The organism is Streptomyces sp. NPDC001536, assembly GCF_042894505.1.
In the GTDB taxonomy this organism is placed as follows: domain Bacteria; phylum Actinomycetota; class Actinomycetes; order Streptomycetales; family Streptomycetaceae; genus Streptomyces.
In genome coordinates, this window is sequence record NZ_JBIAVQ010000001.1 from 145,364 (window position 1) to 159,534 (window position 14,171).

Below are 14,171 nucleotides of genomic sequence, written 5' to 3' on the forward strand. Positions count from 1 at the left end.
CACGAAGACGGCGTTCGGCCGCGTGGCCGATGACCGTCGGGCTGGTCGTGGGGCTGCTCGTCCTCGTGCCGGTCGCGGCCGGTGTCGGGGCCTATCCGATCCCGGTCGGGGACGTCCTCGGTTCCGTGCAGCACAGAGTCGGGCTCGGGGGCGGGGAGTTGGACCGGGTCGCCGAGTCGGTGCTGTGGAACGTGCGGTTCCCGCGGATCGTGCTCGCGCTGCTCGTCGGGGCGTCCTTGGGGTGCGCGGGCGCCTTGATGCAGGGCGTGTTCGGCAATCCGCTCGCCGAGCCGGGGGTCATCGGGGTCTCCTCGGGGGCGGCGGTGGGGGCGGTCGCGGCGATCGCGTTCGGGATCGACTTCCTCGGTACGTGGACGGTTTCGGCGTTCGCGTTCGTCGCGGGGCTCGGCACGGTGCTGCTGGTGTACGCGATGTCGCGGTCCGGGGGGCGTACGGAGGTCGTGACGCTGATTCTCACCGGGATCGCGGTGAACGCGTTCGCGGGGGCGGTGATCGGGCTGTTCCTGTTCTTCGCGGACACGGCGGCGGTCAACCAGATCACGTTCTGGCAGCTGGGGTCGCTGGCGCAGGCGACGTGGCCGAAGGTGCTCGCGGTGCTGCCGTGTGCGGTGCTCGGGCTGGCGGTGGCTCCTTTGTACGCGCGGCGGTTGGATCTGCTGTCCCTCGGTGAGCGGCCGGCTCGGCATCTGGGGGTGGATGTGGAGCGGTTGCGGATCGTTCTGGTACTGGTGATCGCGTTGCTGACGGCGGCGGCGGTGAGTGTGTCCGGGATCATCAGTTTCGTCGGGCTGGTGGTGCCGCATCTGCTGCGGATGGTGGCCGGGCCGGGGCATCGGTTCCTGGTGCCGGGGAGTGCGTTGCTGGGGGCGCTGGTGCTGTTGGCCGCGGACTTGACCGCCCGGACCGTCGCGGCACCGGCGGAGCTGCCACTGGGTGTGCTGACGGCTCTGCTGGGCAGCCCGTTCTTCTTCTGGCTGCTGCGGCGGACGCGGCGCAAGCAGGGGGGATGGGCCTAGAGGTTGTGTGGCGTCCGCGGGCGCGTGGGGGCTGGTCGCGCAGTTCCCCGCGCCCCTGGGGAGTTGGGGGCGCCGCGCGATGCCAAGCACAGCCCCTTCCTTGCCCCCTCAGCCCCCTTGACCCCGCTCACCCATCACCGCACACGCCCACCCTCACCCGCGCACTTCCTCCGCCCCACTCGCCCCCATCTCCCACTCGCCCCCCTTTCCCACACGCCCTCTTCTCCCACTCGCCCCCCTTTCCCACACGCCCTCTTCTCCCGCCGCAACGGCGCTCAGCCCCCACGGCCCCCTCGGCGGTGCCGAACCCTCCTCAGCCCTATCACCCCAAGGACCCCCGCCATGAGACTCCTCCGCAACCGCCCCACTCCCCCGGCCCCCGCCGAGCCCGGGGACGTGCTCGCCACGGCGGAAGGGCTCCGCGTCCGGCTCGGATCCCGCGACGTACTGCGAGGCATCGACGTCACCGTCCGTGCCGGGGAGGTGCTGGCGCTCGTCGGGCCCAACGGTGCGGGGAAGTCCACGCTGCTCGGTGCGCTCGCCGCAGACATTCCGGCCGCCGAAGGAGTCGTACGGATTCACGGCCGGCCCGCCACGGAGTGGTCCGCGCCCGAGCTCGCCCTCCGGAGGGCCGTCCTCCCCCAGTCCGCCTCGCTCTCCTTCCCCTTCACCGTCGAGGACGTCGTACGGATGGGCAGGGCCCCCTGGGCAGCCGTCGCACCCGACGACGATGACCGGGCCGTGGCCGAGGCGATGGCGCAGACCGAGGTCACCGGCTTCGCGCCTCGCCCCTTCGGCGCGCTGAGCGGTGGTGAGCGGGCCAGGGTGGCGCTCGCGCGGGTGCTGGCCCAGCGCGCTCCTCTGTTGCTGCTCGACGAGCCGACCGCCGCTCTCGACCTCAAGCATCAGGAGCTGGTGCTGCGGGTGTGCCGGGAGCGGGCACGGAAGGGGGACGCCGTGGTCGTCGTCCTGCACGATCTGGGGCTCGCCGCCGCGTACGCGCACCGGGCCGCGATCCTGCGGGCCGGGCGGGTCGCCGCCGACGGGGCGCCCAAGGAGGTCTTCGACCGGGCGCTGCTGTCGGAGGTGTACGACCAGCCCGTCGAGGTGTTCCCGCACCCGCGGACGGGCGCGCTGCTCGTAAACCCCGAGCGGAGCCTTTGAATCTCCTTTGACCCTTCCTTGGGGTCCGTTTTGAGTCACCGTGATCGGGTCGTGCTCTTACACCGTCTATGAGAGGTGAATCACGGAACGGTGGGGTATCACGCAGGTAAGGCTCGGATAAGTTAGGCGAGCCTCACCGAACCGTGTGAGCCCTGTCACGTGATTTTTCAGCCATCGCCGGGAGCCCGCATGCGAGCCGCCAGACTCTCCGCAGTCACCGCCACCGCCGCCGTGGCGGCCCTGACCGCCCTCACCGGGTGCACCGAGAAAGGCTCGGAGAGCGGCGACGGAGTGATCAACGTGACCGCCACCGACAGCAAGTGCGAGGTGTCGAAGAAGGAGTTCCCGGCCGGCCACGTCGAGCTCGCCATCGAGAACAAGGGCTCCAAGGTCACCGAGGTCTACATCCTCTTCCCCGACGACCGGGTCGTCACCGAGCGCGAGAACATCGGCCCGGGCACCAAGCAGACCGTCACCGCCGAGGTGAAGGCCGGCGACTACACGATCGCCTGCAAGCCCGGCATGAAGGGCGACGGCATCCGCCAGGACGTCAAGGCCACCGGCGGCACCGCGGCCAAGCGCGACCCGCGGCTCGACAAGGCCGTCGCCGCCTACCGCACCTATGTGCAGGCGCAGGCCGACGAGACGCTGCCGCTCGCCGAGACCTTCGCCAAGGCGGTCAAGGACGGGGACATCGAGGCCGCGAAGAAGGCCTACGCCCCCTCCCGTATCGGCTGGGAGCGCACCGAGCCGGTCGCTGAGTCCTTCGGTGACATCGACCCGAAGGTCGACGTCCGCGAGGACGGTCTGGAGGACGGCCAGGACCCGGAGAAGGACTGGACCGGCTGGCACCGCCTGGAGCGCTCGCTCTGGAAGGACAAGAAGCTCACCGCCCGCGACTCCGAGCTCGCCGACCAGCTGATCACCGACCTCAAGGACTGGCAGAACCGGGTCGGCAAGGCCGAGATCACCCCGACCTCCATGGCCAACGGCGCCAAGGAGCTCCTCGACGAGGTCGCCACCGGCAAGGTCACCGGCGAGGAGGAGCGCTACTCGCACACCGACCTCGTCGACTTCAAGGCCAACGTCGAGGGCGCGGAGAAGTCGTACGAGCTGCTGAAGCCGGTCGCCAAGGAGAACGACGCGGCCCTGACCACCGAGCTCGACAAGCAGTTCGCCGCGCTCAACACGCTGCTGGACAAGTACCGCGCGGACAAGACCTCGTACGACTTCACCTCGTACGAGAAGGTCGGCAAGGACGACCGCAAGGAGCTGTCGGACGCGGTGAACGCCCTCGCGGAGCCGCTGTCCAAGCTCGCCGCCGCCGTCGTCGCGAAGTGAAGCAGGGAAACCCCTCATGACCGAGAACTCGACGGGCGAGACCTCCACCACCGAGAGCTCGCCCTCCCCGTCCCGCCGTGCGCTGATCGGCTGGGGCGGTGCCGGGCTCGCGCTCGGTGCCGCCGCGGCCGGCGGGGCGGTGGCGATGACCCGGACCGGCGACGACGTGGACCCGGCGGGAGCCGAGGCGGGGGCCGCCGTCGAGTTCCACGGCACCCATCAGGCCGGTATCTCCACGCCCGTGCAGGACCGGCTGCACTTCGCCGCGTTCGACGTGAAGACCGAGGACCGCGCCGAGTTCGTGCAGATGCTCAAGGACTGGACGGCGGCCGCGCGGCGGATGACCGGCGGACAGGCGGTCGGCGAGGGCGCCTTCGGCGGGCTGGCCGAGGCGCCGCCGGACGACACCGGTGAGGCGCTGGGGCTCAAGCCCTCGCGGCTCACCCTCACCATCGGCTTCGGGCCGTCGCTGTTCGGGAAGTTCGACCTCGCGGACGCACAGCCCGAGGGTCTCTTCGAGCTGCCCAAGTTCGCCGGGGACGCCCTCGACAAGAACCGCAGCGGCGGCGACCTGTGCGTCCAGGCCTGCGCGGACGACCCGCAGGTCGCCGTGCACGCCATCCGCAACCTGGCCCGGATCGGTTTCGGCAAGGTCGTCATCCGCTGGTCGCAGCTCGGCTTCGGGAAGACCTCGTCGACGACCCCCGAGGAGCAGACCCCGCGCAACCTCATGGGGTTCAAGGACGGCACCCGCAACATCGCGGGGACCGAGACGGACCGGCTGAAGAAGTTCGTGTGGGTCTCCGGTCAGGACGGGCCCGACTGGATGGTCGGCGGGTCCTATCTGGTCGCCCGCCGCATCCGGATGCACATCGAGACCTGGGACCGCACCTCCTTGCAGGAGCAGGAGGACATCTTCGGCCGCGACAAGGGCGAGGGCGCCCCGGTCGGCAAGGCCAAGGAGCGCGACAAGCCGTTCCTGAAGGCGATGCTGCCCGACGCGCACGTCCGGCTCGCCCACCCCGACTCCAACCACGGAGCGACGATCCTGCGCCGGGGCTACTCCTTCACCGACGGCACCGACGGGCTCGGGCGGCTCGACGCCGGGCTGTTCTTCCTCGCGTACCAGCGCGACGTGCGCAAGGGATTCGTGCAGATCCAGCGCAACCTCGCCCCGGACGCGCTCAACGAGTACATCCAGCACGTGGGTTCGGCGGTCTTCGCCGTCCCGCCCGGCGTCCGTGACAAGGACGACTGGTGGGGCAGCACGCTGTTCGCCAAGGAGGCCTAGCCGTGTTCAGCAACTATCTGATCGGTCTGCGCGAGGGCCTGGAGGCCTCTCTCGTCGTCTGCATCCTCATCGCCTATCTGGTGAAGACGGACCGCAGGGACGCGCTGAAGCCCATCTGGATCGGTATCGGCGTCGCGGTAGCGATCGCGCTCGGCTTCGGCTGCGCGCTCGAATTCGGCTCCCAGGAGCTGACGTTCAAGGCGCAGGAGGCACTCGGCGGCTCCCTGTCGATCCTCGCGGTCGTCCTGGTGACGTGGATGGTCTTCTGGATGCGGCGCACCGCCCGGCACTTGAAGGCGGAGCTGCACGGCAAGCTGGACGCGGCCCTCCAGATGGGCACCGGCGCGCTGGTCGCCACCGCGTTCCTGGCGGTCGGCCGGGAGGGCCTGGAGACGTCCCTGTTCGTGTGGGCGTCGGTGCACGCGGCCGGTGACGGGACGCCGCGCCCGCTGATCGGCGTGGGGCTCGGCATCGCCACGGCGGTCGTGCTGGGCTGGCTGTTCTACCGCGGCGCGTTGAAGATCAACCTCGCCAAGTTCTTCACATGGACCGGCGGGATGCTGGTCGTCGTGGCGGCGGGTGTGCTGGCGTACGGCTTCCATGATCTCCAGGAGGCCGACTGGCTGCCGGGCCTGACGGACAAGGCCTTCGACATCTCCGGGACCATCCCGCCGGACAGCTGGTACGGCACCCTGCTGAAGGGCGTCTTCAACTTCCAGCCGGACCCGACCGTGCTCCAGGTCACGGTGTGGCTGCTGTACTTGATCCCGACGCTCGCGCTGTTCCTCGCCCCGGTAGGGTTCGCCTCCGGGAAGGGGAAGGTGAAGGCATCCGATGAGCAGGGATCGCAGCCCTCGAAGGCTCCGCAGTCTTGACCGGAGGGTGCTGATAGCGGCCTCGGTGACCGCTTTGTCGCTGACGGCGAGCGGGTGTGTGGTGGTCCACGGGGAGCGCGAGGTGCTCCCCGCGACGACCAAGGCCGAAGCCGCCGAGGCGCTCCAGGAGTTCACGACCGCGTACAACAACGCCGACAAGGCGTACGACAGTTCCCTGGACGCGGACCATGTCACCGGCCCCCTCGCCGACATCGACGCGGCGCGGCTGAAGGCGGGCAAGGCGAACAGCCCGCAGGGCAACACGGCGCACACCCCGCTGAAGCTGTCCGACGCGAAGTACACCATCCCCAAGAAGGCGGGCTGGCCGCGCTGGTTCGTCGCCGACACCGCCGCGAACAAGGGCGGCAGCGCGCGCTGGCTGTTCGTGTTCACGCGCGACGGCCTGGACGAGCCGTTCCAGGTGGCGTATCTGACGCTGGTCGCGCCGGACGACGTACCGGAGTTCAAGACGGACACGGACGGCTGGGCGGAGGCCGTCCCCGCGAACTCGACGGAACTGTCCGTCGCCCCGCGGCAGTTGAGCCAGGACTACGCGACGTATCTGGAGAGCGGCGAGGGGAAGACCTTCGCGGCGGGCGCGCACACCAGCGGTTGGCGCACCCAGCGCGTGAAGGACGCCAAGAAGCCGGGACGGGCCACGCAGTACATCGACGAGCCGCTGACGGACGGTGACTACGCCCCGCTGGCGCTGCGCACGAAGGACGGCGGCGCGCTGGTGTTCTTCAGCACGCGGCACTACATGAAGCAGACCGCGTACGCGGGCACCACGCTCCCCGACCAGAACGCGGCCGTCGACGCCCTGACGACCGGCGAGGTCAAGCAGTCGCTGACGATGGAGTTCGTCTCCAACGAGGTCGCGCTGGACCCGGCGAAGGGCGCGGGCGGCGGGCAGGTGTCGGTGCTGGGGCGGATCCAGGGACTGACGGCGGCGAAGGGCGAGTAAGGCCACCTTCTGAGGAGGTGCCTCAGCCGCGCAGGGGCCAGGCCGCGGAGACGTGGTCGGGCTCCTCGCCGGCCCAGCGGGCACCGGCGTCGGTGAGGATCTCCAGCAGGCTCAGCGGGTCGGGCAGGGGGTGTTCCGGGCCGCGTACCCAGTGCACGGACTGTCCGTCACCGGGCAGCCGGGCGGGCGGTACGAGGACGTAGGAGCCGCGGCAGTGCCAGCGGAGCCCCGGACGCTCGTCCATCGTCTCGGGGTGGCAGTCCAGCTCGCACGGCCACCACTCGTCCTCGTCCTCGGGGGTGCCGCGGGTGAGGGTGAAGAACATCAGCCGGCCGTCGTCGGTCTCGGCGACCGGGCCGACCTCGATACCGGAGGCGAGCAGCCGCTCCAGGGCCTCGCGGCCGGCTTCGAGGGGCAGGTCCAGCACGTCGTGCACCATGCCGGTGGCGGTGATGAAGTTGGCCTGCGGCTGGTGCCGGGCCCAGCGCTCGATCTGGGCGCGGTCGGTGGTGGACTGCGTCTGCCAGGCGAAGGAGACGGGGTGCCGGGCGGGGGTGGGACAGCCGATGCGGTCGCAGGAACAGCGGTAGCCGGCCGGGTGCGCGGCGGGCGCGAGAGGCAGGCCCGCCTCGGCGGCGGCCAGCAGCAGGGCCTCACGGCCGCCGTCGTCGGCGGCCTCCTTCGGGCGGCGTCCACGCAGCCACTGGGTGAGTTTGCCCTGCAGGCCGGTCCGGCCGCCGAACTCCTGGCTCATGTATCGCCTCGCCTCGCTGTTGTGCGGACAGCATGCCCTATGGTCCCACCATCCTGCGCTCCGGGGGACCGGAGCCCACAACCGGGGTAGGCGGGACAGGGCGTACCGGGGAGGAGGATCGGGTGAAATCGACTGCTTTGAGCGGATTTAGAATCCCGGCGCCCCTACCGTGGTCGTCATGGTCACGAAGATCGCGCTGACGGGCCTGGCTTCGGCGGCTTCCCTGGTCTCACTGCTGGGACCGACGATCCCGCTGGAGTGGGGGTCCGGACCGCTCACCGTGGACTCGCTGCCGCGTGTGACATACGTCGCCCATCGCGGCGGCGCCCGTGAGGTGCCCGAGAACAGTCTGTCGGGGCTCATGGCCGCCTATGGGCGCGGTACGGCCCACGTACTGGACTTCGACACCCGCATGCTGAGCGACGGCACGCTCGTCGTGATGCACGATCCGCTACTGAACCGCACCACGTACCTGGGCGGTGAGGTGCACAAGCTGAACGTGCGGGAGTGGCAGGGCGTACGGGTACGCCCGAAGGCCTCCCTCCCCGGCAGCTGGCGATCGGAACGGCCGCCGACGGTGGCCCAGGTGCTGGATCTGCTGGGCGGACGGGTCGTGCTGATGCTGGAGGCGAAGGACCCCCGCAGCGTGGCCCCGCTGGCGGCGCTCCTCCGCGCCCGGGGTCTGACCCGCTCGGTCTTCGTGAACTCCAACGACCCGGCGCTGGCCCGGCGGGCCCACCGCATGGGCCTCCTGACCAGCCTGTGGCGCTCGGCACAGCAGCTGCGCACCGACCGTCCCGAGCGGTGGCGGTCCTTCGTGGACGTCCTGGACGTCGACTACAAGGCACGTGACGCGGATCTGGTCCGGGCGGTGCACTCCGGTGTCCGTCGGGTGTGGGCACACACCGTGGTGACGCCGGCGCAGCGGGACCGGGTGCTGGGGCTGGGCTGCGACGGGGTGATCACGGATACGCCGGGGCGGTTGGCGCGGGTGCCTCAGCGGGTGGCTCAGCGCGGGGTCAGGCCGTAGAGGGCGTAGTCGACGAGGGTGTCCGTGTACGCGTGGTCGATCGGTCCGGTGCGCTGGAGCCAGCGCTGGGCGAGCGGTGAGACGACCAGCTCCAGGGCGATGCGCGGGTCGATGTCCGGGCGTACGTCGCCGGCGTCCTGTGCGGAGCGCAGACGGTCGATGTAGAGCTGGAGCGAGGGCTGGAGCAGCTTGGCGACGAGTTCCCGGCCGAGCTGCTCATTGACGACGCCTTCCGCGGCCAGGGCTCGCGACGGCACATCGAAGCGGGGGTCCTTCAGCTCGTCGACGGTGGCGCGCAGTACGGCCTTCAGGTCGGCGGCGAGGTCGCCGGTGTCCGGGAACGCGTACGACTCCTGACCGGACTCACGTGCGGACTGCTCGCCGAGGTCGAGGAAGGCCTCCATCAGCACCTCCGCCTTCGACGACCACCACCGGTAGATCGTCTGCTTGCCGACACCCGCGCGGGCCGCGATGCCCTCGATGGTGGTCTTGGGGTAACCGACCTCGCCGACGAGTGCGAGTGCGGCGTCATAGATGGCGCGACGGGACTTCTCGCTGCGGCGAGTGGTGTCGGGGGCGGGCTGCTTGACCATGGGGCGACGGTAGCAGGCGAGTGAGACGGCCCGTCTCGCCGAACCCGATTGGTTTCGCCCCCGCCGCCCTTACCCGTTCCCATCCCCAGGGGCGCTGCCCCTTCGACCCCGTTCCCAGGGGGCGCTGCCCCCTGGACCCCCGCTCCTCAAACGCCGGAGGGGCTGAATTTCGTGAACGCCGGACGTTCGAGAAACCCAGCCCGTCCGGCGTTTGAGGACGAGGCCCGTTCAGGGCCGAAGCGGGGGTCTGGGGGCGCAGCCCCCAGGGATGGGACGGGTAGGGGCGGCGGGGGCGAGAAAAGTCTGTTGCTACGGCAGCGGGGGCCAGGGGTCGCCCCACGCCGCGTCCCGCGCCGCCTTGTACAGGTCACCGTGCCGCTTCGTCACCGTCGTACGGGACAGTCGCTCCTCCGCCTCGCACAGGTCCAGCAGGACCTGGCCCTTACGGATCTGGGGACGACGGACGACACGGGACACCGCCGGGGCGACCGGGAAGCGGGCCGCGGCGACGTAGCTGAACTTCTCGTCCTCGTACGGCAGGGAGCCACCCTTGACCTGCCGATGGAGGGACGAGCGGCTGACCCTCGTCGAGAAGTGGCACCAGTCCTCACCGGAGACGATGGGACAGGCCGCGCTGTGGGGGCAGGGCGCCGCCACCTGGAAGCCGGCCGCGATCAGCCGGTCCCGCGCCTCGATCACGCGCGCGTACCCGTCCGGCGTACCGGCCTCGACGATCACCACCGCCTGCGCGGCGCCCGCGGCGGCATCGACGAGGGCGGTGCGGTCTGCGGGAGTGAGTTCGTTCAGGACGTAGGACACCGTGACGAGGTCCGTGCTCTCCAGCGCGAGCGAGGATCCGATCCGCGCGCGCCGCCAACTGGCACCCCCCAGCGCCGGATTGGCCCCGGCGATCTCCCGGCCCAGGGCCAACGCGGGCTCCGCCCAGTCGAGCACCGTGACCGGCCGCGCCCCGGACCAGGTGGCGCTGACCGCCCATGTCGCCGCCCCGGTCCCCCCACCGACGTCCACATGACTCGCCGGCACCCACTCCGGCACCGCCTCCGCGAACGCGTCCAACGCCGAGCGCACCGCCTCGAAGGTGGCCGGCATCCGATACGCGGCGTACGCCGCGACATCCGCCCGGTCCCGGAGGATGGGCGCGTCGGTCGGGGTGGCCCCGCGGTACTTGGCGATCAGCCGGTCGACGGCCTGCGCGGCCTGCTTCGGGGGAAGGCCGTCGAGGAGGCCGGCAAGGGCGGCGCGAAGGGTCTCGGCCGGGGATACGGGGGCGTTCACCCGGCGATTCTAGGGCGACCGGCGCTGATGCGAGCCCTGCGGATCCCGCGCCCAACCATCGGCCCTGAAGGCCCCTCGCCCCAAGCACCAGACAGGCAGCGGACCTCGCCCCCACCCTGCGCCCCGCGATCAGCCCCGAAGACCCCTCCCCCCAAACACCGGACAGGCAGCGGATCCCGCCCACGCCACCCCCGCACCCCACCGCCGCCCCCGCACCCCCCGATCAGCTCCGATCACCCCCGTTCAGCCCCGCTCAGCCCCGAAGCCCCCTCCCCTCACCCCCCGGAAAGACTCGTCGGCCGAACCGCACGTGCCAGACGCGTCGCCCCCGCCGCCCTCGGCCCACTGTCCGGCGGCCGTCTCCGTGGATGGACCGCGTTCGACAGCAGCACCAGGAACGTGTCTGTCGCCCGGTCCAGGACCAGCGAGGTCCCGGTGAACCCGGTGTGCCCCGCGGCTCCCCGTCCCGCCAGTTCGCCCATGAACCACGGCTGGTCGATGGCGAAGCCCAGGCCCGGTGGGGTGAGGAGCAGGTCGACGAAGTCGGGGCCGAGGATGCGGGCGGGGCCGTAGGAGCCGCCGGCCAGCAGGGCGCGGCAGAAGACGGCGAGGTCGCGGCCGGTGGAGAAGAGACCGGCGTGGCCGGCCACGCCGCCCAGCGCCCAGGCGTTCTCGTCGTGGACGACCCCCCGCAGCATCCCCCGGTCCGCCTTGGCCCAGGGCCGCCGCTGGTACTCCGTCGCCGCCGCCCCGGGGCACGGCCCGAACGTGGTCGCCGTCATGCCCAGCGGCCGCGTGATGCCGTCGTGGACGAGGGTGTCGAGGCTCCGGCCGGTGATGCGTTCCAGGACGTGCTGGAGGAGGAGCAGGTTCAGATCCGAGTAGGTGTAGGTGCCGGGGACGCCGATCGGGGGCTCGGACCGCAGCATGTCCAGCCGTTCCGCGTCGTCCGCGCAGTCGTACAGCGGGAGTTCGGGGCGCAGCCCTGAGGTGTGCGTGAGCAGCTCCCGTACGGTCACCCCGTGCTCGGCCGCGGCCCGGAAGTCCGGCAGATACGCGCCCACCCGGGCGTCGATGCCGAGCGTGCCGCGTTCGATCTGCTGCATGGCGGCGACCGCGGTGAACAGTTTGGTGAGGGAGGCGAGGTCGAAGGGGGTGGCGACCGTCATCGGGACGCGTGCCTTGCGCGGCAGTTCCACGCCCGCGTCGGCCTCGGGGTCGTAGGACGCGAACCGGACCGCCCAGCCCGACGCCTCCTCGACGGCGATCACCGGGCCGCGCCCGGCGACCACGACGACGCCGGCCGCCCAAGGGCGCTCGCCGGTGGTGAGGTCACGGACCTCCTGGACCAGGTGTTCGAGTTCTCCGGGGTCGAGTCCGGCCCGTTCCGGTGTGTCGCTGCGCAGTCTCGGCGCGCTCAGCTCTCCGCTCCCTCCACGCTCGCACGTCTGTTCCAAGGACGGCACATTCCCATGAAACAGGCAAGCGCTACCAGTGCCGACACGACTTGGACCACGGCCATCGGTACGGCGGTGTCCTCCCCGGCGACCCCGACCAGCGGCGAGGCGATGGCGCCGATGAGGAAGGAGGAGGTGCCGAGCAGGGCGGAGGCGGAGCCCGCGGAGTGCTTGGTGCGCAGCAGGGCGAGGGACTGGGCGTTGGGCAGGGTGACGCCCATCGCCGACATCAGGACGAAGAGGGCGGCGGCCACGGCCACCAGTCCGGGCTCGCCGAACACGCCCAGGGACATCAGCAGCAGCGCGGTCGCGGCGGCGATGACGATCGCGAGCCCCGCGCCCAGCACCTTCTCCAGGCTGACCCGGCCGACCAGCAGCTTGCCGTTGATCTGGCCGACGACGACCAGGCCGATCGAGTTCAGCCCGAACAGCAGGCTGAAAGTCTGCGGTGAGGCCCCGTAGATCTCCTGGATCACGAACGGCGAGGCCGAGATGTAGGCGAACAGCGCGGCGAAGGCGAAGCCGCCCGCGAGCATGAAGCCGGTGAAGGGGAGGTCGGCGAGCAGGGCGCCCATGGACCGCAGCGCCTCGCCGACCCCGCCGGCATGGCGCCGCTCCACCGGGAGGGTCTCGGGCAGCTTGGCCCACACCAGCACGGCCAGCAGCGCGCCGACGACCGTCAGCACCACGAACACGCCCCGCCAGTCCGTCAGCCGCAGGATCTGGCCGCCGATGACGGGCGCGACGATCGGGGCGACCCCGCCGATCAGCATCAGGGTGGAGAAGAAGCGGGCCATGGCCACACCGTCGTAGAGATCGCGGACGACGGCCCGCGCGATCACTATCCCGGCCGCGCCCGCCAGCCCCTGCGTCAGCCGGAAGGCGACCAGGGTCTCGACGGTGGGCGCCAGAGCGCACAGGGCGGTGGCCACCACATAGACGACGAGACCGATCAGCAGCGGACGGCGGCGTCCCCAGCGGTCGCTCATCGGGCCGACCACGAGCTGGCCGAGGGCCATGCCGAGCAGACAGGCGGTGAGCGTGAGCTGCACGGTCGCGGCGGGCGCGTGCAGGGAGTCGGTGACCTCCGGCAGCGAGGGGAGGTACATGTCCATCGCGAGCGGGGGTGTGGCGGTCAGACCACCGAGGGTGAGCGTGACGACCCAGCCGGTGCGGCGCGCGGCACGAGTGGACGGCCGCGCTTGTGCCGGTGCCGCAGCCGTCTGTTCCAGGTCCGGTGTCGATGCCCCGCTGTCGGGCATGTGCCCCTCCCTCCGCGTCAGATCCGCCACCTATGCTCTCAGCTCGTACACAGTGGCGAGTGTCACGCGAGCAAGGGTGGGCGCGGGGATGACGGAGCAGAAGGTGCGCTGGGGAATCCTGGCGACCGGTGGGATCGCGGCGGCGTTCACGGCGGATCTGGTCGATCTGCCGGACGCGGAGGTCGTGGCGGTGGCCTCGCGGAGCGAGGAGTCGGCGAAGGCGTTCGCGGAGCGGTTCGGGATCGAGCGGGCGTACGGCGAGTGGGGCGCGCTGGCCGAGGACGCGGACATCGATGTCGTCTACGTCGCCACCCCGCACTCGGCGCACCGGGCGGCCGCCGGTCTGTGTCTGGAGGCCGGGCGGAACGTGCTGTGCGAGAAGGCCTTCACGCTCAACGCGCGCGAGGCGGAGGAACTGGTCGGGCTCGCGCGGGAGCGCGGGAGCTTCCTGATGGAAGCCATGTGGATGTACTGCAATCCCCTGATACGGCGGCTCAAGGCGCTGGTCGACGACGGCGCCATCGGCGAAGTGCGCAGCGTCCAGGCCGACTTCGGGCTCGCCGGGCCCTTCCCGCCCAGCCACCGGCTGCGCGACCCCGCACAGGGCGGCGGCGCACTCCTCGACCTCGGCGTGTACCCGGTGTCGTTCGCCCAGCTGCTGCTCGGGGAGCCGTCGGACATCACGGCCCGCGCGACTCTCTCCGAGGAGGGCGTCGACCTCCAGACCGGAGCCCTGCTCTCCTACGACGGCGGCGCGCTCGCCTCGGTGCACTGCTCGATCATCGGCGGTACGGCGACCTCGGCGTCGGTCACTGGTTCGCTGGGCCGTATCGACGTGCCGTACGGCTTCTTCTTCCCGGACCGGTTCGTGCTGCACCGCGACGGCCGTGACCCCGAGGAGTTCAAGGCCGAGGCCGGTCCCCGCAACAGCCTCAAGCACGAGGCCGTCGAGGTCATGCGCGCGCTGCGGGCCGGGGAGACCGAGTCGCCGCTCGTCCCGCTCGACGGCACGCTCGCGGTGATGCGGACGATGGACACGGTCCGGGAGCGCGTCGGGGTCCGCTACCCGGGGGAGTGAAACATTCGCATGGCGGACTTTTGATTCCG

At 71.2% G+C, this 14,171-nt stretch carries 13 protein-coding genes; 8 read left to right on the forward strand and 5 right to left on the reverse strand.

From position 1 onward, the window contains the following. The first annotated feature begins 29 nt into the window (after nucleotides 1–29). From ACFY0U_RS00640 to ACFY0U_RS00665, 6 genes are all read left to right on the forward strand, one after another. Nucleotides 30–1,037: a FecCD family ABC transporter permease gene (locus tag ACFY0U_RS00640; RefSeq protein WP_388630350.1), complete on the forward strand. Its 1,008-nt coding sequence runs from the start codon at nucleotides 30–32 to the stop codon at nucleotides 1,035–1,037. A 342-nt stretch (nucleotides 1,038–1,379) separates the two neighbouring features. Further along, nucleotides 1,380–2,201, forward strand: coding sequence for a heme ABC transporter ATP-binding protein (locus tag ACFY0U_RS00645; RefSeq protein ID WP_388628089.1), 822 nt, complete (start codon nucleotides 1,380–1,382; stop codon nucleotides 2,199–2,201). Between the two features lie 189 nt (nucleotides 2,202–2,390). Next, nucleotides 2,391–3,542, forward strand: coding sequence for an iron uptake system protein EfeO (gene efeO / locus ACFY0U_RS00650; protein ID WP_388628092.1), 1,152 nt, complete (start codon nucleotides 2,391–2,393; stop codon nucleotides 3,540–3,542). A gap of 16 nt (nucleotides 3,543–3,558) precedes the next feature. Further along, nucleotides 3,559–4,833, forward strand: a complete 1,275-nt coding sequence (gene efeB, locus ACFY0U_RS00655) for an iron uptake transporter deferrochelatase/peroxidase subunit (protein WP_388628095.1) — start codon at nucleotides 3,559–3,561, stop codon at nucleotides 4,831–4,833. Nucleotides 4,834–4,835: 2 nt separating this feature from the next. Beyond that, nucleotides 4,836–5,708 (forward strand): iron uptake transporter permease EfeU, encoded by an 873-nt coding sequence (gene efeU, locus ACFY0U_RS00660; protein ID WP_388628098.1) that lies wholly within the window; start codon nucleotides 4,836–4,838, stop codon nucleotides 5,706–5,708. Beyond that, nucleotides 5,668–6,672, forward strand: coding sequence for a hypothetical protein (locus ACFY0U_RS00665; protein ID WP_388628101.1), 1,005 nt, complete (start codon nucleotides 5,668–5,670; stop codon nucleotides 6,670–6,672). Before efeU ends, ACFY0U_RS00665 begins: the two co-directional genes overlap by 41 nt. A gap of 22 nt (nucleotides 6,673–6,694) precedes the next feature. Here the strand turns inward: ACFY0U_RS00665 and ACFY0U_RS00670 are convergent, their stop codons facing one another. Beyond that, complete coding sequence (locus tag ACFY0U_RS00670) at nucleotides 6,695–7,426, reverse strand: bifunctional DNA primase/polymerase (RefSeq protein WP_388628104.1); 732 nt, start codon at nucleotides 7,424–7,426, stop codon at nucleotides 6,695–6,697. 178 nt (nucleotides 7,427–7,604) lie between these two features. Here ACFY0U_RS00670 and ACFY0U_RS00675 point away from each other — a divergent pair, with 178 nt between their 5' ends. After that, nucleotides 7,605–8,456: a glycerophosphodiester phosphodiesterase gene (locus ACFY0U_RS00675; protein ID WP_388628107.1), complete on the forward strand. Its 852-nt coding sequence runs from the start codon at nucleotides 7,605–7,607 to the stop codon at nucleotides 8,454–8,456. On the opposite strand, the gene ACFY0U_RS00680 is transcribed toward ACFY0U_RS00675, so the two are convergent. The 4 genes from ACFY0U_RS00680 to ACFY0U_RS00695 all read right to left on the reverse strand — a co-directional run bounded on the left by ACFY0U_RS00680 (nucleotide 8,435) and on the right by ACFY0U_RS00695 (nucleotide 13,064). Then, nucleotides 8,435–9,049 (reverse strand): TetR/AcrR family transcriptional regulator, encoded by a 615-nt coding sequence (locus tag ACFY0U_RS00680; RefSeq protein WP_388628109.1) that lies wholly within the window; start codon nucleotides 9,047–9,049, stop codon nucleotides 8,435–8,437. The genes ACFY0U_RS00675 and ACFY0U_RS00680 overlap by 22 nt on opposite strands. Nucleotides 9,050–9,358: 309 nt before the next feature. Next, a complete protein-coding gene (locus tag ACFY0U_RS00685) occupies nucleotides 9,359–10,345 on the reverse strand; it encodes a small ribosomal subunit Rsm22 family protein (protein ID WP_388628112.1) in 987 nt (328 codons plus the stop codon). 275 nt (nucleotides 10,346–10,620) lie between these two features. After that, a complete protein-coding gene (locus tag ACFY0U_RS00690) occupies nucleotides 10,621–11,811 on the reverse strand; it encodes a serine hydrolase domain-containing protein (protein ID WP_388628115.1) in 1,191 nt (396 codons plus the stop codon). After that, a complete protein-coding gene (locus tag ACFY0U_RS00695; protein WP_388628118.1) occupies nucleotides 11,763–13,064 on the reverse strand; it encodes a multidrug effflux MFS transporter in 1,302 nt (433 codons plus the stop codon). The genes ACFY0U_RS00690 and ACFY0U_RS00695 overlap by 49 nt, the downstream gene beginning before the upstream one ends. Nucleotides 13,065–13,152: 88 nt before the next feature. On the opposite strand from ACFY0U_RS00695, the gene ACFY0U_RS00700 reads away from it, so the two are divergent. After that, nucleotides 13,153–14,142 carry a Gfo/Idh/MocA family protein gene (locus ACFY0U_RS00700; RefSeq protein WP_388628121.1) on the forward strand — a complete coding sequence of 330 codons (990 nt, stop codon included), beginning with the start codon at nucleotides 13,153–13,155 and terminating at the stop codon, nucleotides 14,140–14,142. Nucleotides 14,143–14,171 lie beyond the last annotated feature (29 nt).